The following is a 23,848-nucleotide window of genomic DNA, read 5'->3' as shown; positions in this document are numbered from 1 at the left end:
GGTCTAGGCCGGCGTCCTCAGGGTGCTGACGGCGCCAAAGAAGGTGTTGGCGCTGAGAGGCTTGGTGATGAATATGTCCGCCCCTGCCTCCATCCCGGCCGCCCTGTGTTCAGGTAGTGCGTTGGCGGTGATCATAATGATCGGCGTCGGCGTACGACCACGGTCGATTTCGTAGCGCCGCATCCTGCGGATCGCCGTCAGGCCGTCCATCACGGGCATCTGCATGTCCATCAGGATCAGGTCGAACTCCTGAGACTCAAAGGCCTCGCAGGCTTCAAGTCCGTTCTCGGTGGACAGCACGGTCATGCCCAACTCGCTCAGCAGCGTCTCGATCACCAGGCGATTGATCGGATGGTCCTCACTGACCAGGACGCGTGTGGCCGCGTGCTCCTCGGCGATCTCGGCGTCGGGCGTCACATTGTGCGGGTCAAATTGAGAAGGACGAGCGTCCGTTTCAGGCAGCGGCATATCGAGCCTGAAGACCGCACCGTCGCCCGGTCGCCCTTCGGCGGTCAGCCGACCCCCCATCATCTCCGCAAGTTCGCGGGATATGGCCAGGCCAAGCCCCGTCCCGCCGAAGCGGCGCGTGACGCTGCCGTCGGCCTGCTGGAAGCGCTTGAAGATGGCGTCTTGCTGTGAGGGCTCGAATCCCACGCCCGTGTCCTGAACGGTAAAGCGCCAGCCGCCGGCCGCGTCGTCGGAGGCGGCGCGCACCGACAGCCGGATGTGGCCTTGCTCGGTGAACTTGATCGCGTTTGACAACAGGTTCGTCAGAACCTGGGCCAGGCGGACAGTGTCGCCCAAGACCCAGACCTCCGCTGCAGGATCGAGGTCCAGCTGAAGCTCAAGGCCCTTTTCCCGCGCTCGCGGGGCCATGATGTCGGCGATCGACTTGACCGCCCCGCTCAACAGGAAAGGCTCTGGCTCCAGTGACAGACCTTTTGCGTCGATGCGGGCCAGGTCGAGAATATCCGACAACAATCGGCTCAGCATCTGCCCGGACTTGTGGATCGTGTCGGCCATTTCGCGCTGGCTCGCCGTCAGCGCAGTCTTGGCCAAGGCTTCGGACAGGGCGTTCACGCCGTTCAAGGGCGTTCGGAGTTCGTGGCTCATATTGGCCAGGAATTCGGCCTGGGCATGATGATTTTCGAGGAGGCTGCGGGCTGCGCGCCTTGTGCTGTAGGACATCAGACCCGCTAGGGCAGCCAGAACGACCACCACGCCGCAGATCATCCAGAGCGATTGCTGAAGAAGATCGGCGCCCGGCCGTTCTGGCCGCCAGACAAGGGCGACGGGTATGGCGCCCGGATACGAGGCGAAGGTCGTGCTGGCCTCGTCGGGTCCGACCTTCCCGCCCCCCGGTTCGAACCGAAACTGCTGGAGCTTGTAGCGCTGCGCCAGCAAGTCCATTCGGGTCCGCGCGAGGAAGTCGCCGCCGATCACGATGGCGGCCTTGGCCTTGGCGGGCTTGGCCTTGCCAAAATCAGGCTGCACCAGGCTTGCGATCCACAAGTAGGGCCGACCATCGCGCATCTCGACCTGAGATGTGACGATGGCCTTCTGGGGCCGGTTGTCCGCCATCACAGGGCCGCCCGGAGCCGCGCTGCGCGCCGCTTCCTGTTGACGGATCTCGGCAATGATCGGCTCGGCCCGGTGTCGGAGCTCGGCAAGATCCTTCGCGGACAGGGGCGCTGTGTGGCCACTGCCCCATACCGCCTTGTCATCGCTGTCTACCAAGACAAAGTTCCAGGGGCCGATGCTCTGCTGGAGGTAGGTCGCGATTTGGTCGTTGGCCCAGGTGGGGTTGAGCCTGTTGTCCAGGTTCACAACCGCATCATCCCAGACCGTCTGCGCGATCAGCGCGTTCAAGGTCTGTTGAGCCTCGGCCCGGATGCCTTGGCGAACGAGGAACTCTTCGTGACGGCGAACCCGCAGGTCGACCTGACGGGCTCCCAGCACAAGGCTGACGGCCAGCAGCACGATCGCCGTCATCGCCAGGACTGTCAGCGGCCAAACCTGAAGAGGTCTGGAGGAGGTACGCTTCATGGCCATCCTTTCGGCCGCGAACGGCCGACCACACAGCGCGTTGGCGCATGCGTGTGGAAAGATAGGCAGCTTTGCCGAGTCCAGACCAGTTCGAAGGCCCCAGAATGAGGGCGGTGATAAAGTCTTGTTCGCAGCCCGGATCGCTGGCGTCGCGGGGGCTTGGGGGCGCGACCTATCCGTTGGTCAGGGCCAGCCTCAGGCGCGCGACAGGTGCAGGCCATCGAGATGAGCGATCTGGCCGTCGGTGCGATCGCTGACCGGGGCCGGCGCGAATAGGGTCAGGGACTGCCTGGCGGCCTCAGGCGTGCAGGGACGGAGACTGCCTGACGCAAGCGCGCACGCCCGCGTCGAACAGCGTGTCGCAGATCGCCAGGGCGTTCTTGTAGGCGGCTTCAACGTCTTCAAACCGGCCCATGGTGCGGCCTTCGTTCGAGACCACCCAGCCGGTGGACGCCTCGATCACTTCGATACGTTGATAGGATTTGGCGTCGTCGCTGAAAGCACCACACCGCATGGAGGCACTCGATCTTACTGTAAATGGGGCAACAATCCCTGAGCTTTGTCCAAGATTTGCAAGGCAGCATTAACGCCGGTCGCCCGACGCTAAAAGTTAAACACTGTAAATTCGCGCGAACCGCTACCGGATCTGTGGCTCCGGAGAGAGCGTTCAGCCGTTGGTCAGGGCCAGCATCGCGAAGGTCGCCAGCCAGTGCTCGCCCATATAGTCGCCGGCTACGTGCGGTACGGCGGCTGACAGGTGGGCCATGGCGGCGTTGATAACCAGCGGCTTGGCGGGGTCGAGCTCCGGCAAGGCCCCCGCGAGGGTGCGCCAGCACCAGGCGCGCGACAGGTTCAGGCCATCGAGATGGGCGATCTTGCCGTCGGTGCGATCGCTGACCCGGGCCGGCGTGAACAGGGTCACGGGCTGCTTGCGGGCAAGGTCGGGCAGGAAACGCACGAACCAGATCTCGAAGGTCTCACGCGGCAGCAGCCGGCGCATGGCCTCGGCCTCGATCAGGGCCGGAGAGAGGAAATCATCGCCCGAGGGCTCCCAGGCCTGACAGGCGGCGTCCTGGCCGTACCATAGCAACGCCTTGGTCGTCAGGAGCTGGCGGAAGACGGCGTTGCCAGCCATGTCGGCATATTCCGAGGCCAGGACCAGGGCGAAGGCTGTGTTGGTATGAACGCCCGCACGAACCGGATAGTCGGCCAGCGGCAAGAAGGCCTCGAACCGCTCGACGAACATCCTGGCCAGCGGCGCATGGCGGGCGGCCCAGGGACGATCCCTGTGCCGCATCAGTTCAGCCTGCAGCATCAGGCTCCACGCCCAGCCATAGGGCCGCTCGAAGCCTCGGCTTTCGGGACGGGCCAGATAGGCGATCTCGGCGGCGACCTTTTCCGCGGTGAAGGCGTCATCGAACAGGACGATGATCGCCTCGGCCTCGGCCATCTCGGGGCGGGCCCGCAACAGGGTGGCCAAGAGCCAGTAGCCGTGCACGCAAGAGTGCCAGTCGAAGCTGCCGAAAAAGATCGGGTGCAGGTCGCGGGGCGTGCGGGCGTCGGCGTCGCCGGCCAGCACATGGTCCAGCTTGTTGGGATACTCGCGCGCGATGTGGCCCAGGGCGATCTTGGCGAACCGTGACGCCGTGGATTGGGCAAGGCTTGGGCGGGCCGAACTCGGAGGGACAGGACTGGGGGCGCTAGACCCTGAAGGCGAGGACATTCATCAGGACCATGTTGATGACCAGCATAAGGACGGCGGTCGGCGCCTGGGCGCGGATCACGCCGTACCGGTCCTTCAATTGCAACAGGGCCGCCGGCACAAGGTTGAAGTTGGCGGCCAGCGGCGTCAGCAGGGTGCCACAGAAGCCCGACAGCATGCCGATGGCGCAGACCACGGCCGGGTCTCCGCCGAACCGGCCGATCACCAGGGGCAGGGCGATACCTGCTGTCATTACCGGAAAGGCCGCAAAGGCGTTGCCCATCAGGATGGTGAAGCCGGCCATGCCCAGGCAATAGGCGGCGACGACGGCGAAGCGGCTGTCGACGGGCGTCCAGGCCACAGCCAGTTCGCCGATGGTCTGGCCCACGCCGGCCAGGGCGAACACCGCGCCCAGCGCCGCCAGCATCTGCGGCAGCAGCGCCGCCCAGCCCACCAGGTCCATCAGGCGGCGACCTTCCTGCAGGGGCGAGGAGGGGGGCTGCTTGAAGAGGGCCTGGGCCAGGATGGCGGCCACGATCGCGGCCAGGGCCAGAGAAATCAGGGTCGCGTGCTTGGCCTCGACCAGCGGCGCGCCGTTCAGGGTCATGGCCTTGAAGGCGAACGTGCCGATCAGCGTGATCAGCGGGATGACAAGCGCCGGCAGGAAAAGTCGGGCGCCCAGCTTTTCGGCCAGGGCCTGGCGCTCTTCCGGCGCTGTGGTGGTCGGCGCGCCGACGCCCAGTCGGCCCGTTCCCGCCAGCAGGGCCAGGCCCAGCACAAGGAACCCGTTGCCCAGGTCGCCCAGATAGTCGCCCAGCAGAAAGCTGACCGAGACCAGGGCCCAGAACGCGGCATTGCCCCAGCGCCGGGCGTTGGTCCTGTCGCCGGCGCTCAGCAGCGCGAAGGCGGCGAACATGGCGCCGGCGACCAGATAAACCAGGGGCAGGCCGATCATGCGTCCGCTCCCGTCTTTACCTGCGTCACCCGGCGGTCGAACAACAGGAGCCGAGCGCCATGCACCAGGAAGGCGGCGATGGCCGTCGGAATGGCCCAGACCGACAGGTGCAGAGGCTCGACCGTGATGCCGCTCTGGTCGAGGAAGCCGACGATCAGCAGGATCGAGCCGATGGCCATGAAGATGTCCTCGCCAAAAAACAGGCCGATATTGTCGGTGGCGGCGCTCATGGCCTTGATCCGCTCGCGCGACGCTTCGTCGACGGGGCCTTCGCTTTCGGCGGCGGCCTCGGCCATCGGCGCGACCAGGGGGCGCACGGTCTGGGCATGGCCGGCGACATGGGTCAGGCCCAGGGCGGCGGTGATCTGGCGCAGCGCCAGATAGGCCAGCAGAAGCTTGCCGGCGCTGGCTCCCTTCAGGCCCTGGATCGTCATGCGGGCGCGTTCCTGCAAGCCAGATCGTTCCAGCACGCCGATGGCTGGCAGGACCAGCCAGGCGATGCTGACATAGCGGTTGGTGTTGAAGGCCTTGCCGAAGGCGGCCAGCACCTCCAGCGGGCCGAGACCTGAGGCCATTCCGGCGCTCAGGGCGGCGGCGACGACCACCAGCAGTGGGTTGAAGCGCAGGGCAAAGCCCACGACGATCACCGCGACGCCCAGAAGGGTCAGCATGTTTGAAAGGTCTCCCGCCCGACGATTCCCCGCAGACCGTCTTGCCCAGACCGTCGGGCGTGCAGAGACGGCTGGCAAGTGCGAGCTTGCGTGAAGACGCGGACTTGACGCCGGAAGCCCCCGGCGCGACCTTCAACTCAACAATGATAACCTAGGGAGGCCTTCCATGGCCGACGGAGCCACGTCCATCAGCACGTCCCTCAAGGGCAAGGTCAGCGACGCCGAGTGGCAGGCGCGCGTCGATCTGGCCGCCCTGTATCGGCTTGTCGCCGTGCACGGCTGGGACGACATGATCTTTACTCACATTTCGGCCCGTATTCCGGGGCCGGAGCACCACTTCCTGATCAACCCCTACGGCGTGTTCTTTGGCGAGATGACCGCCTCGGCGCTGGTCAAGGTGGATCTGGACGGCAACGTCATCGACAAGACGACCTACTTCATCAATCCGGCGGGCTTCACCATTCACTCGGCCGTCCACGCGGCGCGCGAAGACGCCCATTTCGTCATGCACCTGCACACCGACCAGGGCGTGGCGGTCTCGACCCACAAGGAAGGTCTGATGCCGCTGGCGCAGCAGGCGCTAATCGTCTTGCCTCAGCTCGCCTATCACGACTATGAAGGCATTGCGCTCAATCTTGACGAGCGGGAGCGGCTGGTGGCCGATCTCGGCGACAAGAAGCTGATGATGCTTCGGAACCACGGCACCTTGTCGGCGGGTTCGACTGCGGCCGAGTGCTGGATGGGGATGTTCTTCCTGGAGCGCGCGTGCAAGCAGCAGGTAATGGCCCTCTCGGCCGGACGCGACAACGTGATGATGGCGCCGGACCACGCCCAGGCCGAGGTGCGGGGCCAGACCGGCGGTGGCCTGGGCATGATCGCCGGCCTCGCCTGGCCGGGCTGCCTGCGCAAGCTGGATCGGGAGTCGCCCGGCTACGCCGACTGACAATCCGTTATCGACGAAGCTCAGCCGCCGTGATCCTGGCGATCACGGCGGCTTTTCTTTGCCTGACAGGCGGCGAAGCCATGGCCGGGGCATGGCCGATGTCGAAAGGCCAGACCCAGGTGATCGCCAAGGTCGAACGGCAATCCGCCGACCAGGCCTTCGACGCCGATGGCGCGGTGCAAGATCCGGGGCGGCGCGAGGACGAGACGGCCTCGCTGTTCATCGAGCATGGTGTGACCGATCGCCTGACCTTGCAGGCCAAGGCCGGGCTTACGCGGGGCCGCGACCCGTTCGTGCGCTATGAAGGCCGCGGCCCGGTCGAGCTGGGGTTGCGTTATGCGGTGCTCAAACGACCCCGAACCGTCGCGGCGATCTATATTGGCGCGGCCGAGCCTGGCGTCGGCCGCAATGCCGGCTATGCGGCGCCGGGGCAGGGCGAGGTGGATCTGGAGGCGCGCCTGCTTCTGGGACGCTCTGTGACGACCCGCAGAGGAGAAATCTTTTCGGATCTGCAACTGGCCCGCTTGCGGCGATCAGGCCTGGCAGACGAGACCCGGATGGACGCGACCCTGGGGTTTCGGCCAACGCGCAACTGGCTGGTGATGGCCCAGACCTATGCCGGCGAGGCGGACGCCAGGCCTCGGAAATCCAGCTGGGTAAAGGCCGAACTGTCGGTCGTTCGCGGCTTTGGCGCCTGGAGCGTGCAGGCTGGCTGGCGGCAGACCCTCGCGGGTCGCGAGATTGCACGGGATCGTGGCGCTGTGCTGGGAATCTGGCGCGGATTTTGAGTGTTGCAGGACTGAAACGCTCCGTCATCCTGCTGTCACTGGACGCGGGTTTAGGGTGACGGCATATGTCCCCGCACCTTGTCGCCTCCGCCGACTCTCTTCGGCGCCTGGAGTCCGTTCCTTGATACGCAGGCACTTCTTTCTTCTGGCGGCGCTGGCCGCCGTGGTTCTCATGCTCGTTGTCGGGGGCATGAAACTGGCGTTTGGGCAAAAGGCTGCTGGCCAGGGTGGTCCTCGCGGCGGACGGGCCACGACGGTCTCCCAGACTGTCGTGTTGTCCAAGGCCTTCACCGACCGTATCGAGGTCCTTGGCGTGGCCAAGGGCCTGCAGTCGGTGACGATCACTTCCAATACCGCCGAGATGATCACGGCCGTGCACTTTGTGGATGGCCAGACCGTGTCGCGCGGCCAGGTGCTGGTCGATCTGAAGTCGGCCAGCGAGGACGCGGGCATCGCCGAGGCCAAGGTGCGCCTGGCCCAGGCCGAGCGCGACTATCAGCGCTGGAAGACCCTGGCCGATCGCGGCGTCGCGCCGCGCGCCACAGCAGAGCAGTATCTGTCCGCTGTCGAGACCGCTCGCGCCGCTGTCGCCTCGGCCCAGGCCCAGAAGCTGGACCGCGTGATCCGCGCGCCGTTCTCGGGACGCGTAGGCATTTCCGATGTCGCACCCGGCACGCTGATCAGCCCCGGCACGGCCATTGTCAGCCTGGACGATGTTTCGGTGATCCGTGTCGATTTCTCGGTGCCTGACCGCTATCTGGCCACCCTGCGCCAGGGCCTGCCGATCTCGGCGCGGCCTGACGCCTTGCCGGGTGAGACCTTCCAGGGCCGCATCGCCCAGATCGACACGCGGATCGATCCCACCACCCGCGCCCTAAAGGCTCGCGCCGAGTTCCCCAATCCGGGCGGTCGCCTGAAGCCGGGTATGCTGGTGAAGGTTTCCATCGACCAAGGCCTGCGCACCGCGCCCGCCGTACCCGAGGCCGCCGTTCAGTTCGAAGGCACCCAGGCTTCGGTGTTCCTGATCGCCAAGGGCCCCAAGGGCCAGGTGGCGCGTCGCACCAATGTCGAGACCGGCCTGGCCTCCGGCGGTTTCGTCGAGATCAGCTCGGGCGTGAAGCCGGGCGACAAGATCGTGGCCGATGGCCTCAACCGCGTTCAGGACGGCGCGTCCATCGGCGGCGGCCAAGGTGGCAAGAAGCCCGGCGCTGGCCCCGGCGATGTCGGTCGCAAGGCGAACTGATGATCTCGGATCTTTCCGTCCGCCGCCCGGTCTTCGCCGCCGTTGCGGCGATCATCCTCTGCGTCATCGGCCTGGCCGCCTTCACGGGTCTGCCGATCCGTGAACTGCCCAATGTCGATCCGCCGGTCGTGTCGGTTTCGACCGCCTATCGCGGCGCCTCGGCCGAGGTCATCGAGGAGCGCATCACCCAGGTGATCGAGCGCCAGGTCTCGGGCATCCAGGGCATCGACCGGGTCAATTCGTCGTCGCGCGACGGACGCTCGCAGATCAGCATCACCTTTACGCTGGATCGCGACCTGGACGACGCCGCCAACGATGTGCGTGACGCCGTCAGCCGGGTGTCGGCCAACCTGCCCGACCAGGCCGACCCGCCGCAGATCGCCAAGGCCACGGCCGACAGCTCGCCGATCATCATCCTGAACCTGACCTCGACAGGCCTGTCGCCGCTGGAACTGGCTGACTATGCCGACCGTTATCTGGTCGAGCGCATGTCGACCGTGCCCGGCGTGGCCCAAGCCGGCCTGAACGGCCAGCTCTACGCCATGCGCATCTGGCTCAATCCCGACGCCATGGCCGCCCGCGGCGTGACCGTCGACGACGTCGAGAACGCCCTCAACAGCCAGAACGTCGAACTGCCCGCCGGATCGCTGGAGAGCGACAGCAAGGACTTCACCATCCGGGTGACCCGCAGCTACTCCAAGCCCGAGGACTTCCTCAAACTGCCGCTTCGGGCGGCCAACGCCAGTGGTTTCGTCGTTAGGCTTGGCGACGTGGCGCGGGTGGAAGAGGGGTCAAACGAGCGTCGCAAGCTGTTCCGCGGCAATACCGTCAATCAGGTCGGCATCTTCCTGACCCGCCAGTCCCAGGCCAATGACGTCGCCATCTCCAAGGTGGTCGACGCCGAGATCGCGGAGATCAACAAGACGCTGCCCCCTGGCACGCAACTCATCAAGGCTGTCGACAACTCGGTCTTCACCGCCGAGGCGATCCACGAGGTGTGGGTCACGATGGGCATCTCGATCGGCCTCGTAGCCCTGGTCAACCTGCTGTTCCTGGGCAGTTGGCGGGCGGCGCTGATCCCGTCGATCATCGCGCCGATCTGCATCCTGTCGACCTTCATCGTCCTGGCGCCGCTGGGCTTTTCGCTCAACCTGCTGACCCTGCTGGCCCTGGTGCTGGCCGTCGGCCTGGTGGTCGATGACGCCATCGTCGTGGTCGAGAACATCCAGCGCCGGGTCGACGAAGGCGAACCCGCGCCTGTGGCCGCCCTGCGCGGCACGCGTCAGGTGTTTTTCGCGGTGGTCGCAACGACGGTCGTGCTGATCTCGGTCTTCGCGCCGCTGATGTTCCTGCCCGGTTACACGGGCCGTCTGTTCGTCGAGCTGGCCGTGGCCATCGCGGCGGCCGTGGCGTTCTCGGCCCTGCTGGCCTTCACCCTGTCGCCGATGCTGGCCTCCAAGCTGCTTCGCCCGGCGGGGAGCGGCGGTTGGCTGGCCCGCAAGGTCGACTGGGCGATGGACAGGCTGAAGGACAGCTATCGTCATTCGCTGGAAGGCCTGCTGGCCGCGCGCGCCGCCAGCTGGGCGACCGGCGCCGTGGTCATCATTCTGGCGGCGGCCGCTGGTGGCCTCTTCGTGATGCTGCCCAAGGAAATGGTCCCGGCCGAGGATCGCGGCCGCGTCGACATCAATATCAACGGGCCCGAGGGCGCGGGCTTCGACTACACCGTCAAGGCGGCCAACGAGGTTGAGCGCCAGCTGGAAAAGTATCGCGCCGACGGCGTCGCAGAGCGGACCATCATTTCAGTGCCGCGCTTTGGTCAGAGCCAGTTCAACACCGGCAATGGCGTGCTGGTGCTGAAGGGGTGGGGCGAACGCGACAAGACCGCTGACGAGGTGGCCGCCGAGCTCAACAAGACCCTGAGCAAGATCACCGGGGTGCGAGCCGTAGCCAGCGTGCGCGGCGCCTTCCAGCGCGGCGGCGGGGGAGGTGGCGGCACCAATGTCGACCTGATCGCGGTCGGCAATGACTATGTGGAGCTGGCCAACTGGCTCAAGCCCATGCTTGAGGCCGCCCAGGACAATCCGGGCCTGTCGCGTCCGCGCATCGACTACGAGCCGACCTCGCCGCGACTGTCGGTGCAGATCGACCGGGACAAGGCCGCCAGCCTGGGCATCTCGGCCCAGTCCATCGGCCGGGCGCTGGAGACCATGTTCGGCTCGCGGCGCGCGACGACCTACATCAAGAACGGCCAGGAATACGACGTCATCCTGCAGTCCACCCTGGAGCAACGCCGCAGCGTCGCCGACCTGGACCAGCTGCAGGTCCGCACCCAGTCGGGAACCCTGGTGCCGCTGTCGACCGTGGTCACAACTCAGCTTCGCGGCGACACGCCCGACCGCCCACGCGTCGACCGCCTGCGCTCAGTCACCCTGACCATGCAGCTGGCGCCGGGCTATACCGTCGAAGACGCCGTGAAGTTCCTGCAAGATCAGGCCGCTTCCCGACCGACCCCGGGCGTCAGCGTCAAGTGGGGCGGCCAGGCCAAGGACTTTTTGGAATCCTCCGGCGCGGTCGGCGTGGCGTTTGGCCTCGCCCTGTTGCTGGTCTTCCTGGTGCTGGCCGCACAGTTCGAAAGCTGGATCCACCCGGCGGTCATCATGATGACCGTGCCGCTGGCGGTGCTGGGCGGTCTGTTTGGTCTGCTGATGACCGGCTCGACCGTCAACACCTACAGCCAGATCGGCCTGATAATCCTGGTCGGCATTGCGGCCAAGAACGGCATCCTGATCGTTGAATTTGCCAACCAGCTGCGTGACGAGGGCCTGAAGGTAAAGGAGGCGGTGATCGAGGCCGCCGTCCTGCGCCTGAGGCCGATCATCATGACCTCGATCGCCACCGCCATGGGCGCCCTGCCGCTGGTGCTGTGGACCGGCGCCGGGGCCGGCAGCCGCCAGACCATCGGCGCCGTGATCTTCATGGGCGCGATCTTCGCCACCCTGCTGACCCTGTTCGTGGTGCCGGTGTTCTACAACCTGCTGGCTCGCTATACGAAGTCTCCGGAGTGGACGGCGCGGCAGATCGAGGACTATGAAGCCCGCGAACAAAGCGGTGAGGGGCAATCCTCACCGGCATAAACCGGTGAGGAAGCATGCCTGACGGCTCAATGACCGCGAAGCGGCAGGAGATTGCGCTCCTTCGCCGCATCGAGGAACGCATTCTCTGGTTGGCTTCGTGGACGATCCACAACGCCAACCACCTGCGCGAGAGCCGCGACGGCCTGAAGGTCGGCGGGCACCAGGCGTCCTGCGCCTCGATGACCACCCTGATGACGGCGCTGTACATGAAGGCGCTGCGGCCGCAGGACCGGGTGGCGGTCAAGCCGCATGCCAGCCCCGTGTTCCACGCCATCCAGCACCTGTTCGGTCGCCAGAGCCTGGACAATCTCAAGCGCTTCCGCGCGCTGGGCGGCGCGCAGTCCTATCCGTCGCGCACCAAGGATGTCGACGATGTCGACTTTTCCACGGGGTCGGTGGGTCTGGGCGTGGCCATGACCGCCTTCGCCTCGCTGGCCCAGGACTATCTGGCGGCGCGCGGGGCGGTGAAGCCCGAAGCCATGGGCCGGATGATCTCGCTGCTGGGTGACGCCGAGCTGGACGAAGGCAACATCTACGAGGCCCTCATTGAGGCCTGCAAGCACGATGTCCGCAACACCTGGTGGATCGTCGACTATAATCGCCAGAGCCTGGATGCGACCACCCAGGACCGGATGTTCACCCGCTATGGCGAGATCTTCGAAGCCGCCGGCTGGACGGTCGAGACGCTGAAATGGTCCCGGCGCCAGCGCGATGCCTTTGCCAAACCGGGCGGGGAAGCGTTGAGGATCTGGATCGAGACGGCTCCCAACGACCTCTATTCGGCCCTGACCTATCAGGGGGGCGCAGCCTGGCGTGAGCGACTGTCGGCCGATCTGGCGGATGATGCAGCAGCCCTGGCTCTGATCGCGTCCTACAAGGATATCGATCTCGCCGAGCTGATGACCGAGCTGGGTGGCCATTGCCTGGAGACGCTTCTGGAGGCCTTCGAGCGCGCCAGCCACGACGACGCCCCGCGCTTTTTCATCGCCTATACCGTCAAGGGCCTGCGGCTGCCGTTCCAGGGCCACAAGGACAACCATTCGGGCCTGATGACCCCCACCCAGATCGCTGAGCTGCGCCAGCGGCTGGGTGTGGTGGAGGGGGAGGAATGGGATCCACTTTCGGGCCTGTCCAGCGCCGAGCGCACGGCTCTGAAGGGCCTGATCGCCCGAGCGCCCTTTGCCGCCGATGTCCAGCGCCAGCAGGTGGCGCCGGTCATCTCGACACCCAGCGCCGACGAACTGCTGGAAGCCGTCGCCGGAGGCGGCGAACAATCCACCCAGGCGGCGTTCGGCAAGGTGATGTTCGAGATTTCGCGCCGCAGTGACGAGTTCTCGGGCCGGGTGGTGACCACCTCGCCCGACGTCACCGTCTCGACCAATTTGGGCGGGTTCGTCAATCGACGCGGCGTCTTCCATCGCCGCGCGCACGAGGACGTCTTCAAGCGCCGACGCATCCCTTCGGCCCAGGTGTGGTCGATGGTCGAGACGGGGCAGCACATTGAGCTGGGCATCGCCGAGAACAACCTGTTCATCGTCCTGGCGGCCCTGGGCCTGACCGCGCCGCTGTTTGGCGAACGGCTCTTCCCGGTCGGCACGCTGTACGATCCGTTCATCGCGCGTGGTCTCGATGCGCTGAACTATGCCTGCTACCAGGATGCCCGTTTTCTGCTGGTTGCCACCCCCAGCGGCCTCACCTTGGCGCCTGAGGGCGGCGCGCACCAGTCGATCAACGGGCCGGTGATCGGCATGGCCCAGCCGGGACTGGACACCTACGAGCCGGCCTATGCCGACGAGACGGCAGTCCTGATGGCCAGGGCCTTTGACCGCATTCAGGACCCAGACGGCGCCTCGACCTATCTGCGGCTGTCGACCCGGGTGATCGCCCAGCCCGAGCGGGTGGATGACGCCTGGCGGCAGGGAACGATCGACGGCGCCTACTGGTTGAGGCGCCCCGCACCGGGCGCAAAGCTGGCCCTGGTCTTCAGCGGCGCCCTGGCGCCCGAGGCCCTGGCGGCGTTTGAGGCCCTGTCGGAAGACATGCCCGAGGCTGGCCTGCTGGCCGTGACCTCGGCCGACGTCTTGCACCGCGACTGGACGCGCGGCGGACGTGCGCGCTGGACGGGGGAGGGCGCCCAGAACACCCCGCGGACCTCGACCATCGAGACCCTGCTGTCGACGCTGGACCGCGACGCGGGTCTGGTCACCCTGACGGACGGATCCCCCCTGGCGCTGTCGTGGCTGGGTTCTGTGCGCGGCCAGCGGGTGCGGGCGCTGGGGCTGGAGACCTTCGGCCAGTCCGGTGATCTGCCCGACCTCTATGCCAAGTATCGCCTGGACGCAGACGCTGTGCTCGACGCCTGCGCGGACCTGCTGGCCTAGAGGCCTTCCAGGATCGTCATGCGCCGGATCAGGCCGTCGGCGAAGTCGTAGGCCAGCACCGCGCGCGTGTCGGACCACAGCTGGCCGTCGCGGCTTCTGACTGCGTACTGGATGTCGAGCACGATCCTGGCCGGCGGCGCTTCGCGGACGGTCACCTGGCGGGCGTCCAGCTGCATCAGGTCGAACTGCCGGGCAAAGTAGTCGACAACGGCTGCGCGACCCTGCAGGACCCCGCCTTCCAGGCTGTTTGGCCACTCGGCGTCTTCATGCAGTAACGCCCCCAGCGCCCCGGAATTTCGCGCATTGTAGGCTTCATAGGCCTTGGCCAGCAGAGATCGCTCGCGGCGCATCTCAGATTCCAGTCGTCGAGTCGACGACCATTTCTCTGATCTTGCCCGCGTGTATGCGGTAGGTCGCTTCGACCCTGCCTTCCCCCCACATGCCGCCTTCTGAGCCGGTCACCTGCACATGCAGAGAGGCCGCGATCCGGTCATCGGGCATCAGACGGGTAGAGAGCAGCGAACTGCTGACCTGGATCGTCGCGAACTGGCGCAGATAGTAGGCCCGGATCTGGTCATGTCCCACCAGGGTATCGCTTTCCAGACTGTCGGGGATACGTGCGTCCGGCTCGAACAGCGCCATGACCGCGTCAATGTCCTGACGGTCGATCGCGTCGTAGAGCCCGCTCAGCAGGGCTTCCACTGAAGCGTCCGCAGCGCGCCCGTCCTGCTGGCCGTCCACTCTGCTGGTCACAGCGCCCTCCATCCGCCGTCGAGGACGCGATTGAGCTTCAGGTTGCGAGCTTGCGAGGGTGTCATGATGCGGAGGCGGTTGGTTGAAGTGTTCCACATCCATGCGCGAAACCTGGCCGTCGCGAAGCGTGTAATACTGCCGCACCTGAATGTCGGACCACAGGCTGCCCGTCACACCGCGCACCACCTGGTTGATATCGACCCGCACCCGACCGTCGTCCTGCATCGCGAAAGCAATGGGCGCCACCTCCACGTGAATGGAGTGGCTGTTGGCGTCCCAGTAGTCGCGCAACGCCGCATGGCCAACCAGACGGCCGCCCCGGGTCTGATCGGGCCAGTCGATGTCGTCGCACAGGTCCGCCGCGAATGCCGAGAAGTCGCGGCGGTTATAGGCTTCGAAGAGCCGGGTCAGCAGCGCTTCGGCCTCAATCATCAGGGCGCGGGCTTGTAGCCCGTCTCGACCTTCAGATAGGCGATCAGATCGATGCGATCCTTGGGATCCTTGAGACCCGCAAACGACATCTTGGTTCCCGGCAGGAAGCCGCGCGGATCAGCCAGCCACTTGTCGAGATGCTCGCCGTCCCAGACGAAGCCGGCGGCCTTGAGCGCTGGAGAATAGGCGTAGTCGGCGACCGCGCCGGCCTGGCGGCCAAACACCCCGTACAGGTTGGGGCCGGTCAGGGACGGGCCGCCCTCGGCGATGGTGTGGCAAGAGCGGCAGAGTGCGAACTTGCGCTGACCATTGGCCAGGTCACCCGTGTTGTAGGGGGCGGGAAGCGTGGCCAGCAAGGCGACCTTTTCGGCCTCGCTCGGGCCGGCTGCGACAGCGGGGGCGACGCCAGACGCGCTCTGCGTCTGGCCGTCATCCTTGGAACAGGCTGTCAGAATTACGCAGAGCGCCGCGATGGCGACGGAATGAAAAACGCGCATGAAAATCCTCGAGCGACACTTGGACGCAAACTATGCGACGCCGCGCCACATTCAATTACGGCCTTGGTTCTGAGCCACAATTTCTCGCGTAACGCCGTTATGCCGTCAAGCTTCCGCCATGGTTCAGGCGCGGCCCCTGCGACAATTGTTGGTACCTTCATGATTCCACTCACGAAAGGTGAATTCGCGAACCGTGGGTCTGCACATAAATATTTGACGGCCGTTAACCATGATCCTACCGAAAAGAGGCGGGGGGGCTGCCCCGCCTTGGGTTGGGAAAAACGAGATGGACTGGAACGAAGAGCGGACGGCGGTTTTGAAGAAGCTTTGGCTGGAGGGCATGAGCGCCAGCCAGGTGGCCCGACAGCTGGGCGGCGTCAGCCGCAGCGCGGTGATCGGCAAGGTTCACCGCCTGGGCATCACGGCTCGCGAAACGCCCCTTCGCCCCCGCGCCTCCTCGGTTCGCTCGCCTAGCCGCATCGCGGTCAGGACCCGTCCGACAAACGCGATAGCGCCGGCTCGCAGCCCGGTCATCCGGGCCGCGCCGATCATCGTCGACCTCGAGCCGACCTCTGGCATCCTCGGCCTCGAAATCCATTCCTGCCGGTGGCCGATCGGCAACCCCGATCAGAACGATTTCGGCTTTTGCGGCCGCGAGAAGCCCAAGCGCGGCTCCTATTGCGACCAGCACGCCCGGGGCGCCTTCCGTCGTTTCCAGTCGGCCGGCGAGATCGAGACGTGGACCCGCCAGGGCGTTCCGGAAAAACGTATCCAGCAGAGCCTCGGCTGAGACCGATCCACCCCTATTCAAATCTTCACCGCCTGCCTTGAGTAGATTCCCATGAACATGGTCCTGATCGAAAACACCGCCGGCAGCAGCCAGGTGATCACCATCATCGAAGAATTCGCCGGCCATTCGGTGTCGCGCGATCTTAATCCTGGCGATGCGGCGCGCATCCCCGTCAGCCAGTTCAAGTCGATCACCGTGCGCGAGACCTATCCCGACGACTGGCTCAGCCGCGGCCGGGCCCGCAACCGGGCTGTCGCCAACGCCTGATCATCTCTGAGATCCTCGAACTTCCCTGAACTATCTCACCCTGCCTTGACCCCGCGAGCCCCTCTCGCGGGGTTTCTTTTGCGCTCAAGGCGCGCGTCAGAGACGCGACTGGTGCGATCGCGCTCAATTTTACGTCGCGGTGGTCTGACCTTAGTTGCGCCGGCCAGGACCTCGTGACATGAAAGCGCCCACGCACGCCCGGGGGGACGCAATGCGAGTTCAGGACATCGGGGAAGAGTACGTCGTGCCGCTGCCAAGCTATCTCAGCTATCTGCTCTATCAGACCGAGCAGCATCGCCGCGCGCTGGCCTCCGACTGCATCGCGCAGCACGGCCTGACCTTCCCAAAATGGATCGCCATGGTCGCCCTGCGGCGTTTCGGCGAATGTTCGATGACCCGACTGGCAAAGCTCTCGGCCAGCGATCGCACCACCCTGACAAGGTCGATCGACGGCCTGATCCGCGATGGCCTTGTCGAGCGCAAGGCCTCGCCGACGGACCGCCGCATCGTGGTGGTCAGCCTGACCGCCGCCGGCGACGTGCTGCTCACCCGCATTCGCGCCGACATCCGCCCGCTCAACGCGGAGGTCTGCAGCGAGCTGACCGCCGAGGAGCAGGTCACGATGACGGGTTACTTGAAGAAGATGCTGGGTGGACTGATCGAAGAGCCCGAGTGGAAACATGATGTTCTGGGGTTCAACCAGCGCGCCGAAGCGCTGACGGTTTAGTCTTCGCCCTTGGGCTTGCCCCGCAGCGTCTTGATCCCCGCCCGCTTGCCCTTGGTCTCCAGCCGCTTGAGCTTGCTGGAATAGGTAGGCTTGGTCGGGCGGCGGGGCTTGGGCTTTTCCGTTGCGCGCTTGATCAGGTCAATCAGCCGGTCGCGCGCTTCCTGGCGGTTCATTTCCTGCGAGCGGCTGCCCTGGGCGAACAGCACCAGCACGCCGTCCAGAGTCATGCGGCTGCCGCCCAGCGTCTCCAGCCGCGCCTTCACGTCCTCCGGCAAGGTGGGGGAGCCCCGCACATCAAAGCGCAGCTCGATGGCGGTCGAGGTCTTGTTGACGTGCTGGCCGCCCGGGCCCGAGGCGCGGGTCGCCTTCTCGATGATCTCGTCGTCCTCGATCCGCAGCCAGCTGGTGATCTCGATCATCGCCGCCCTCGCGTGGCCTTGACCACCACCGTGTCGAGGGCCTGCAGGAACTTGCTGCGGTCATTGGGGCCAAAGGCCTTGGGGCCGCCGGTGATCTCGCCCATCGAGCGCAGATGCTCGCCGATCGAGCGCGAGGCCAGGGCCGAGCCGATCATGTCGGGCGTGAAGATCCGGCCGTTGGGCGCGAGCGCTGCGGCCCCGGCCTTCAGCACCCGGTCGGCGAGTGGAATGTCGTTGGTCACAGCGACGTCGCCGGGCTGGGCGCGTTCGGCGATCCAGTCGTCTGCGATGTCGGGGCCGGCGTCGACCACCACCTGCTCGACCGCCGGCGTCAACGGTACGCGGATCCAGCTGTTGGAGACCACGAAGGTCTTCAGCCCGTAGCGCGCAGCGACCTTGTAGATCTCGTCCTTCACCGGGCAGGCGTCGGCGTCGATGAAGATCACGGGCGGGCGAGGGGCGTTCACGGCGAGGCTCTCAAGGACTACGGCCACGCGCATAGCATGGGCGCTGGCCGGGAAGAGAGAGGCTTCAAGGTGAGGGGGGGAAGAAAAGCTCCAGCCCGCTGCGCCAGGCGCAGGGGGCTGGAGAGAAGTGGCCGCGCACGCGAGCGCGGTACAAGGGAATGGGATCGAGGGAGGGGATGTCCTCGAGCCTGGATTGTAAGCGCATGACGACGAAACAGGTTCCCTAGCGCTGTCGATTCACCGGTAGCGGCGCCGGCTCGACCGGCGTCGATCCGGCCTGGGGCAAGCTCTTGATCGGCACGCCCGGCAGCAGGGGTTCGCCAGTCCACTCCCAGTGCCAGGGCTCATAGGGGTAGTTGACGAAGCCGAAGCGTCCGGCGTTGAAGATCATCCACTGGAACACCGCAGAGCGGGCCATGGCCCGGCGATTGTCGTCGGCCGAGCTGTCGGGGCCAAAGCCCGGGGCGGCGGCGATATAGATATCCATGGCAAGGCCCGTGCGATGGGCCGAGCAGATGGAGCGCACCAGGCCCTGGCAGTTGTTGTCCCGGGCGCAGCGCTCGGCGTCGGCGGCCGGATCTCGGAAGCCGGAGAAGATGGTCAGGATCTCGGGACGAGGGACAACGCCGGCGGCCTTGGCCTGACTGACCATCTGGCGATAGGCGTCCAGCGCCCCGGGACGCAGCTGGATCGTCTTGCCGCCATAGCTCTCCTCCGAGCGCGCTGTTTCCAGGGCCGAAAGCGGCGGCGCGCCGGGACAGATTCCCTGGGCGTTGATCCGAGCGAACGGTCGCTCCAGGTGCCAGCCCGTCAGCATCGGTTGGAAGGTGGTCGCGTCCAGCGTTCCGGAGGGCGGCAGGCCGTTGGCGCGTTGCCAAACCGCAAGGGCTGCGGCGAAGCCCGGGGTGGAGGGCGCGCAGCGCGTGTGGATCTCGGCCGCGATGCGGGGCGCATAGATCTCCCAGCCAACCTCCGGCCGGCCGAACGGATACCAGATCATGCGGCTCAGCGAGGCCGTGTTGGCGCTGCGCGCGCCAGCCGGGGCCTGGCGGGACTCGCAGTCCTCGTCTGACCGAGCATCGGGAGTTGATGCGGGGGGATCGACCGAGGGAATGTATTGCGTCGCGGCCTGCTGCTCCCAAGGGGGGGGCTGATCGGTCATCAGGGACGATGGAACGGGATCGTCGCCAGGCCAGATCACCCAGACGACGACGGCTGCGACCGCCAGGGCGACGATGCCAAAGATCCAGCCCAGGCGGCGCAACAGCTTCAACCGGTTCTCCCTGGGCCCCTTGGAACTTCGCCATGACTGAAGGCTTCAGACGGGCAGTCGTTCCGTCTGGAGTTCCCACCATGCCCTTCGATCAGCGTCCCGTCGCCCTGGCGTTTGGCTGTATCCTCGCCTTGGCCGCGTGCTCGGACCCTGCTGCGGAGCCTCAGGCCAAATCGCCCGTCGCGCCGCCTTCACCCGCGCCCGCCCAGAGCGCCTTGCCCGTAGTCGCTGCTCCGCCCGCAGACGTGGGCGTGGCGGCCTCCAGTTCGCCCCAGGCTCAGGCCATAGATGCGGCGACCCTTGGTCCCGCGGGGGTTGATCCGGAGGCCATGAAGACAGCAATGATCCGCGCCCAGGTCCTGCTGGACCGCGCCCATCTGTCGCCCGGCGTCATTGATGGACGGCCCGGAACCAATCTCGCCCTGGCGCTCGAGGCTTTCCAGGCGGCCAACGGGCTACCGGTCAATGGCAAGCTCGACAAGGTGTCGTGGGACGCCTTGGTCGCCGCCGACGGCGGTCCGGTGATGACCGACTATCTCATCACCCCTGATGATGTGGCCGGCCCATTCCAGCCCGATATTCCCAAGAATGACTATGAGGCGATGGCCAGGCTTCCGGCCCTGTCATTCGGCGGCGTGGTCGAGGCCCTGGCCGAACGCTTTCACATGGATGAGGCGCTGCTCCTGGCCCTCAATCCCGGCGCTGATTTCGCCGTTCCCGGGACCTCAATCGTCGTCACCGCAGTCGGATCCGACAAGCTGGCGGGCAAGGTGGTGCGGATTGAGATCGACAAGGCCCGGGGGCAGGTCCGCGCCTTCGACGGCCAGTCCGTCCAGCTGGCGGTCTATCCGGCCACGGTCGGCAGCGCCGAGCGCCCGGCCCCGACCGGCGAGTGGGCGGTCAACACCGTCGCGCCCCGGCCGACATATACCTATGACCCCTCGCGCCTGACCTTCGGCAAGCCCAAGGGCAAGCTGACCATCAAGGCCGGACCCAACAATCCGGTTGGCTCGACCTGGATCGACCTGACCAAAGACACCTACGGCATCCACGGCACGCCCGACCCCAGGCTGGTCAACAAGCGCGCCTCGCACGGCTGCGTGCGCCTGACCAATTGGGACGCCGCAGAGCTGGGCGCCGCCGTCCAGAAGGGCGCCAGGGTGGTATTCCTGGGCGCCGAGACCAAGGCGTCTTAGGGGAATGGTGCCGGTTACAGGAATCGAACCCGTGACCTTCGGTTTACAAAACCGCTGCTCTACCAGCTGAGCTAAACCGGCCAATCGCCGCGCGAAGCGGACGGAGGCTTCCTTAGCGTCCGGACCGCTGCCGGGCAATGGCTTTGGTGTCTGCGCCGACCATGGTGATAGGGATCGCGCCGTCCTCGGATGGGCACGGGGATAGAGGTCCCGAATCCTCCGCCTGAAAAGGGAGGTCACGAGCCTTCCCATACAATCCCCGTCATCCCGGGGCTCGTCCCCGGGACCCATCGTTCCGTTGCGCCGTCAGGGGTTTGTGATCCACCGACCGTGCGGCCGACCCATGGGTCCCGGGGACGAGCCCCGGGATGACGGGCTTTTTTATCGTCACGCTTCTGGGCGTCGACACGGGCGTCCAGACAATCGACGCAGCCCCCTAAAAACCTGCCGTATTCTGTCCCCACCTCGTCGCGAGGAAAGGGCGCAAGGCCAGCGACCATTGCGGCGGCGGGGGGTGATCGAGCGGGGCTGGGGTCGAGGGGGATACTCGACCGGTCCGGGGATCTGGTTGCTGGCCAGACCCGCCCGCCGTCGGCGTGGTTGAAGGCAAAAGGGCGTGTCTGGCTGAAAGCCCGTCCTCTTCGACCGCCGGAACGCGCTGGAAACGGCGCGGTCCGGGTCCCGGTAAGGCCTGAAGAGGGCCACCCGACGGGAGGCTGACGGATAACGATGACGCGGAGCGCTCGGCTTCGTCGAAACGGTATTCTCTATCTCTCATCCGGACGTGGTCCGGACGCTCCGCGACCCTTTCCATCACCCTCGCAGTAAAAGCGCGAGGTCGCGGCGCCGTGTCACCCCGCCTTCGGCTTCAATCGCAACCCGCCCAGTAGCGCCCCACCGACGACATAGGTCAGCAATTGATAGCCGCCATCGATCCACAGCAACGGCAGGTTGCCGGCCGCATAGATGTAGTCGAGGCTGACCACCGTCAGGGCGAAGAACACGCAGGCGGCCAGGGCCACCCTGGCGCCGGCCATCCAGCTGCGGGCGTCCAGCCGGCCGATCAGCCAGTCCAGGCCGATCAGGATGATGACCATGTTGACGAAGCCCAGGCTCATCCGCCACTCGGTCCCGACAAACTCGGCTTCGGTCATTTCCATCGCCGCCATCCAGGCGTCGCTGAGGACCGCGCCATACCAGACGATGCCGATGATCTGTCCGACGACCAGGGCCGCGACGAGGCCCAGCCAGTTGATGCTCTTCATAGACGTTGTCCCCCGATGGGGCCGGATCGGTCTGTCCGGCTCCCCCAGGGGAAGGGAAGCTGCATAACGATGTTTGGTCAACGGTCCGGCGCTTTTGTTTCGCGGCCCGGCCTTCTATATGCGAACGCCTGTTTCCTTGATCCCTGACTCCCCGGAAGATTTGCGCCTCATGGCTCGTATCCTGATCACCTCCGCCCTGCCGTACATCAACGGCATCAAGCACCTGGGCAATCTGGCGGGATCGATGCTGCCGGCCGACGTCTATGCGCGGTTCCAGCGGGCCCGGGGCAATGAGACGCTCTATATCTGCGCCACCGACGAGCACGGCACGCCGGCCGAGCTGGCCGCCGCCGCCGCCGGACAGGACGTCGAGACCTATTGCGCCGAGCAGCACATCCTGCAGCGCGACGTGGCCGCCGCGTTTGGCCTGTCGTGGGACTGGTTTGGCCGTTCGTCGTCGCCGCAGAACCGCAAGCTGACCCAGCACTTCGCCGAAGTTCTTGAGGCCAATGGCCTGATCGAGGAACGCGTCGACCAGATGGTCTATTCCATCGACGACAAGCGCTTTCTGCCCGACCGCTATATCGAGGGCGCCTGCCCGCACTGCGGTTTCGAGAAGGCGCGCGGCGACCAGTGCGATAACTGCGGCGCCCTGCTGGACCCCACCGACCTGAAGAACGCCTATTCGGTGATCTCGGGATCGCGGAACCTTGAGGTGCGCGACACCCGCCACCTCTATCTGCTGCAGACCAAGATGGCCGACAAGATCCGCGCCTGGGTCGACACCCATGGCGACTGGCCGATCCTGGCCAAGTCGATCGCCTACAAGTTCCTGGATGAGGGCCTGATCGACCGCGGCATCACCCGCGACCTCGCCTGGGGCGTGCCGGTGGTCAAGGACGGCGCGCCGCGTCCGGGCATGGAAGGCAAGGTCTTCTATGTCTGGTTCGACGCCCCCATCGAATACATCGCCGCCACTCAGGAGTGGGCCGACGCCGAAGAGGGCCGCGACTGGCAGCGCTGGTGGCGCACGGACGCCGGCGCTGACGACGTCCGCTATGTCGAGTTCATGGGCAAGGACAATGTCGCCTTCCACACCGTCAGCTTCCCGGCGACGATTCTGGGCTCGGAAGAGCCGTGGAAGAGCGTCGACATGCTCAAGGCCTTCAACTGGCTCAACTGGTATGGCGGCAAGTTCTCGACCAGCTCCAAGCGCGGTGTGTTCATGGACGCGGCGCTGGAGATCCTGCCGCCCGACTTCTGGCGCTGGTACCTGACGTCGAACGCGCCGGAGAGCTCGGATACCGCCTTCACCTGGGAAATGTTCGCCAGCTCGGTGAACCGCGACCTGGCCGACGTGCTGGGCAATTTCATCAACCGCATCCTGAAGTTCACCGAGGGCAAGTTCGACGGCGTGGTGCCGGAGGGCGGCCAGCCGGGTCCGCTGGAAGAGAAGCTGTTCGCCGACGTCTCGGCCCGCCTGGCCGATCTGGCCGAACAGATGGACGCCATCGAGGTGCGCAAGAGCGCCCAGGCGCTGCGCGCTCTGTGGGTGGTCGGCAACGAGTATCTGCAGGAAGCTGCGCCGTGGACCGCGATCAAGACCGACCGCGACCGCGCCGCTGTGATCGTTCGCACGGCCCTGAACCTGGCGGCGCTGTACGCCAAGATCTCGACGCCGTTCATCCCGTTCGCGGCCGAGAAGATCGCGGAAGCCTTCTCGCTGGACTTCCCGGCCGCCTGGCCAAGCAACGATGCGGCGGTCGAGCTGTCATCGCTGCCGGTCGGCCTGTCGGTGCGCGCGCCCGAAGTGCTGTTCAAGAAGATCGACGAGGACATGATCGCCGAATGGACGGCCCGCTTCGGCGGGGCGGAAGAGGGGTGATCTTCATCCGC

General features: G+C 66.0%; 22 protein-coding genes, 1 tRNA gene and 1 pseudogene. 10 read left to right on the top strand and 14 right to left on the bottom strand.

Annotated features, from left to right (window positions below; all coding sequences use genetic code 11):
• Positions 1-3: 3 nt before the first annotated feature.
• From ACN2C8_RS10220 to ACN2C8_RS10195, 6 genes and pseudogenes are all read right to left on the bottom strand, one after another.
• Complete coding sequence (locus ACN2C8_RS10220; protein ID WP_419251655.1) at positions 4-2,046, bottom strand: ATP-binding protein; 2,043 nt, start codon at positions 2,044-2,046, stop codon at positions 4-6.
• A 198-nt stretch (positions 2,047-2,244) separates the two neighbouring features.
• Positions 2,245-2,343, bottom strand: a pseudogene (locus tag ACN2C8_RS10215) (DUF2891 family protein); the annotation flags it as partial.
• A 1-nt stretch (position 2,344) separates the two neighbouring features.
• Positions 2,345-2,560, bottom strand: coding sequence for a hypothetical protein (locus ACN2C8_RS10210; protein WP_419255933.1), 216 nt, complete (start codon positions 2,558-2,560; stop codon positions 2,345-2,347).
• A 153-nt stretch (positions 2,561-2,713) separates the two neighbouring features.
• Positions 2,714-3,769 carry a DUF2891 domain-containing protein gene (locus ACN2C8_RS10205; RefSeq protein WP_419251654.1) on the bottom strand — a complete coding sequence of 352 codons (1,056 nt, stop codon included), beginning with the start codon at positions 3,767-3,769 and terminating at the stop codon, positions 2,714-2,716.
• Complete coding sequence (locus ACN2C8_RS10200) at positions 3,747-4,703, bottom strand: DUF979 domain-containing protein (RefSeq protein ID WP_419251653.1); 957 nt, start codon at positions 4,701-4,703, stop codon at positions 3,747-3,749. Before ACN2C8_RS10200 ends, ACN2C8_RS10205 begins: the two co-directional genes overlap by 23 nt.
• The gene (locus tag ACN2C8_RS10195; RefSeq protein ID WP_419251652.1) at positions 4,700-5,374 is read right to left on the bottom strand and encodes a DUF969 domain-containing protein; all 675 of its coding nucleotides are present in this window, start codon (positions 5,372-5,374) and stop codon (positions 4,700-4,702) included. The genes ACN2C8_RS10200 and ACN2C8_RS10195 overlap by 4 nt, the downstream gene beginning before the upstream one ends.
• Positions 5,375-5,540: 166 nt before the next feature.
• Between ACN2C8_RS10195 and ACN2C8_RS10190 the strand changes: the two genes are divergently transcribed.
• The 5 genes from ACN2C8_RS10190 (at position 5,541) to ACN2C8_RS10170 (ending at position 13,866) form a co-directional block, all read left to right on the top strand.
• Positions 5,541-6,317: a class II aldolase/adducin family protein gene (locus ACN2C8_RS10190; protein ID WP_419251651.1), complete on the top strand. Its 777-nt coding sequence runs from the start codon at positions 5,541-5,543 to the stop codon at positions 6,315-6,317.
• 29 nt (positions 6,318-6,346) lie between these two features.
• Complete coding sequence (locus ACN2C8_RS10185) at positions 6,347-7,105, top strand: hypothetical protein (protein ID WP_419251650.1); 759 nt, start codon at positions 6,347-6,349, stop codon at positions 7,103-7,105.
• 121 nt (positions 7,106-7,226) lie between these two features.
• The gene (locus ACN2C8_RS10180; RefSeq protein ID WP_419251649.1) at positions 7,227-8,348 is read left to right on the top strand and encodes an efflux RND transporter periplasmic adaptor subunit; all 1,122 of its coding nucleotides are present in this window, start codon (positions 7,227-7,229) and stop codon (positions 8,346-8,348) included.
• Positions 8,348-11,485 carry an efflux RND transporter permease subunit gene (locus tag ACN2C8_RS10175; RefSeq protein ID WP_419251648.1) on the top strand — a complete coding sequence of 1,046 codons (3,138 nt, stop codon included), beginning with the start codon at positions 8,348-8,350 and terminating at the stop codon, positions 11,483-11,485. The genes ACN2C8_RS10180 and ACN2C8_RS10175 overlap by 1 nt, the downstream gene beginning before the upstream one ends.
• Positions 11,486-11,499: 14 nt before the next feature.
• On the top strand, positions 11,500-13,866 hold the full coding sequence (locus ACN2C8_RS10170) for a transketolase (protein WP_419251647.1): 2,367 nt from the start codon (positions 11,500-11,502) through the stop codon (positions 13,864-13,866).
• On the opposite strand, the gene ACN2C8_RS10165 is transcribed toward ACN2C8_RS10170, so the two are convergent.
• Genes ACN2C8_RS10165 through ACN2C8_RS10155 form a run of 3 tightly spaced genes read right to left on the bottom strand, consistent with a single transcriptional unit; the run spans position 13,863 to position 15,548 of the window.
• Positions 13,863-14,216, bottom strand: coding sequence for a nuclear transport factor 2 family protein (locus ACN2C8_RS10165; RefSeq protein WP_419251646.1), 354 nt, complete (start codon positions 14,214-14,216; stop codon positions 13,863-13,865). The two genes, ACN2C8_RS10170 and ACN2C8_RS10165, sit on opposite strands and share 4 nt — an antisense overlap.
• A gap of 1 nt (position 14,217) precedes the next feature.
• Positions 14,218-15,051: a nuclear transport factor 2 family protein gene (locus tag ACN2C8_RS10160; protein ID WP_419251645.1), complete on the bottom strand. Its 834-nt coding sequence runs from the start codon at positions 15,049-15,051 to the stop codon at positions 14,218-14,220.
• Positions 15,051-15,548 carry a c-type cytochrome gene (locus ACN2C8_RS10155; protein ID WP_419251644.1) on the bottom strand — a complete coding sequence of 166 codons (498 nt, stop codon included), beginning with the start codon at positions 15,546-15,548 and terminating at the stop codon, positions 15,051-15,053. Before ACN2C8_RS10155 ends, ACN2C8_RS10160 begins: the two co-directional genes overlap by 1 nt.
• 286 nt (positions 15,549-15,834) lie before the next feature.
• Here ACN2C8_RS10155 and ACN2C8_RS10150 point away from each other — a divergent pair, with 286 nt between their 5' ends.
• The 3 genes from ACN2C8_RS10150 (at position 15,835) to ACN2C8_RS10140 (ending at position 17,332) form a co-directional block, all read left to right on the top strand.
• Positions 15,835-16,338, top strand: a complete 504-nt coding sequence (locus ACN2C8_RS10150) for a GcrA family cell cycle regulator (protein WP_419251643.1) — start codon at positions 15,835-15,837, stop codon at positions 16,336-16,338.
• Positions 16,339-16,389: 51 nt separating this feature from the next.
• Positions 16,390-16,605, top strand: a complete 216-nt coding sequence (locus tag ACN2C8_RS10145; RefSeq protein WP_419251642.1) for a hypothetical protein — start codon at positions 16,390-16,392, stop codon at positions 16,603-16,605.
• Between the two features lie 211 nt (positions 16,606-16,816).
• Positions 16,817-17,332 carry a MarR family winged helix-turn-helix transcriptional regulator gene (locus ACN2C8_RS10140; protein WP_419251641.1) on the top strand — a complete coding sequence of 172 codons (516 nt, stop codon included), beginning with the start codon at positions 16,817-16,819 and terminating at the stop codon, positions 17,330-17,332.
• Here the strand turns inward: ACN2C8_RS10140 and arfB are convergent.
• The 3 genes from arfB to ACN2C8_RS10125 all read right to left on the bottom strand — a co-directional run bounded on the left by arfB (position 17,329) and on the right by ACN2C8_RS10125 (position 19,491).
• Positions 17,329-17,751 (bottom strand): alternative ribosome rescue aminoacyl-tRNA hydrolase ArfB, encoded by a 423-nt coding sequence (gene arfB, locus ACN2C8_RS10135; RefSeq protein WP_419251640.1) that lies wholly within the window; start codon positions 17,749-17,751, stop codon positions 17,329-17,331. The genes ACN2C8_RS10140 and arfB overlap by 4 nt on opposite strands.
• A complete protein-coding gene (locus ACN2C8_RS10130) occupies positions 17,748-18,197 on the bottom strand; it encodes a YaiI/YqxD family protein (RefSeq protein WP_419255861.1) in 450 nt (149 codons plus the stop codon). Before ACN2C8_RS10130 ends, arfB begins: the two co-directional genes overlap by 4 nt.
• A gap of 244 nt (positions 18,198-18,441) precedes the next feature.
• Positions 18,442-19,491, bottom strand: a complete 1,050-nt coding sequence (locus ACN2C8_RS10125; RefSeq protein WP_419251639.1) for a D-alanyl-D-alanine carboxypeptidase family protein — start codon at positions 19,489-19,491, stop codon at positions 18,442-18,444.
• An 80-nt stretch (positions 19,492-19,571) separates the two neighbouring features.
• Between ACN2C8_RS10125 and ACN2C8_RS10120 the strand changes: the two genes are divergently transcribed.
• A complete protein-coding gene (locus ACN2C8_RS10120) occupies positions 19,572-20,687 on the top strand; it encodes a L,D-transpeptidase family protein (RefSeq protein ID WP_419251638.1) in 1,116 nt (371 codons plus the stop codon).
• Positions 20,688-20,692: 5 nt separating this feature from the next.
• Here ACN2C8_RS10120 and ACN2C8_RS10115 read toward each other — a convergent pair.
• Positions 20,693-20,768: transfer RNA gene (locus ACN2C8_RS10115), tRNA-Thr, on the bottom strand.
• A gap of 770 nt (positions 20,769-21,538) precedes the next feature.
• Positions 21,539-21,952, bottom strand: coding sequence for a DUF1761 domain-containing protein (locus ACN2C8_RS10110; RefSeq protein WP_419251637.1), 414 nt, complete (start codon positions 21,950-21,952; stop codon positions 21,539-21,541).
• Between the two features lie 169 nt (positions 21,953-22,121).
• On the opposite strand from ACN2C8_RS10110, the gene metG reads away from it, so the two are divergent.
• Positions 22,122-23,837, top strand: coding sequence for a methionine--tRNA ligase (gene metG / locus ACN2C8_RS10105; RefSeq protein WP_419251636.1), 1,716 nt, complete (start codon positions 22,122-22,124; stop codon positions 23,835-23,837).
• Positions 23,838-23,848: the final 11 nt, after the last annotated feature.

The sequence above is a fragment of the Caulobacter sp. ErkDOM-C genome, from assembly GCF_048541825.1.
In the GTDB taxonomy this organism is placed as follows: domain Bacteria; phylum Pseudomonadota; class Alphaproteobacteria; order Caulobacterales; family Caulobacteraceae; genus Caulobacter.
This window is presented reverse-complemented; position numbering and strand designations above follow the sequence as displayed.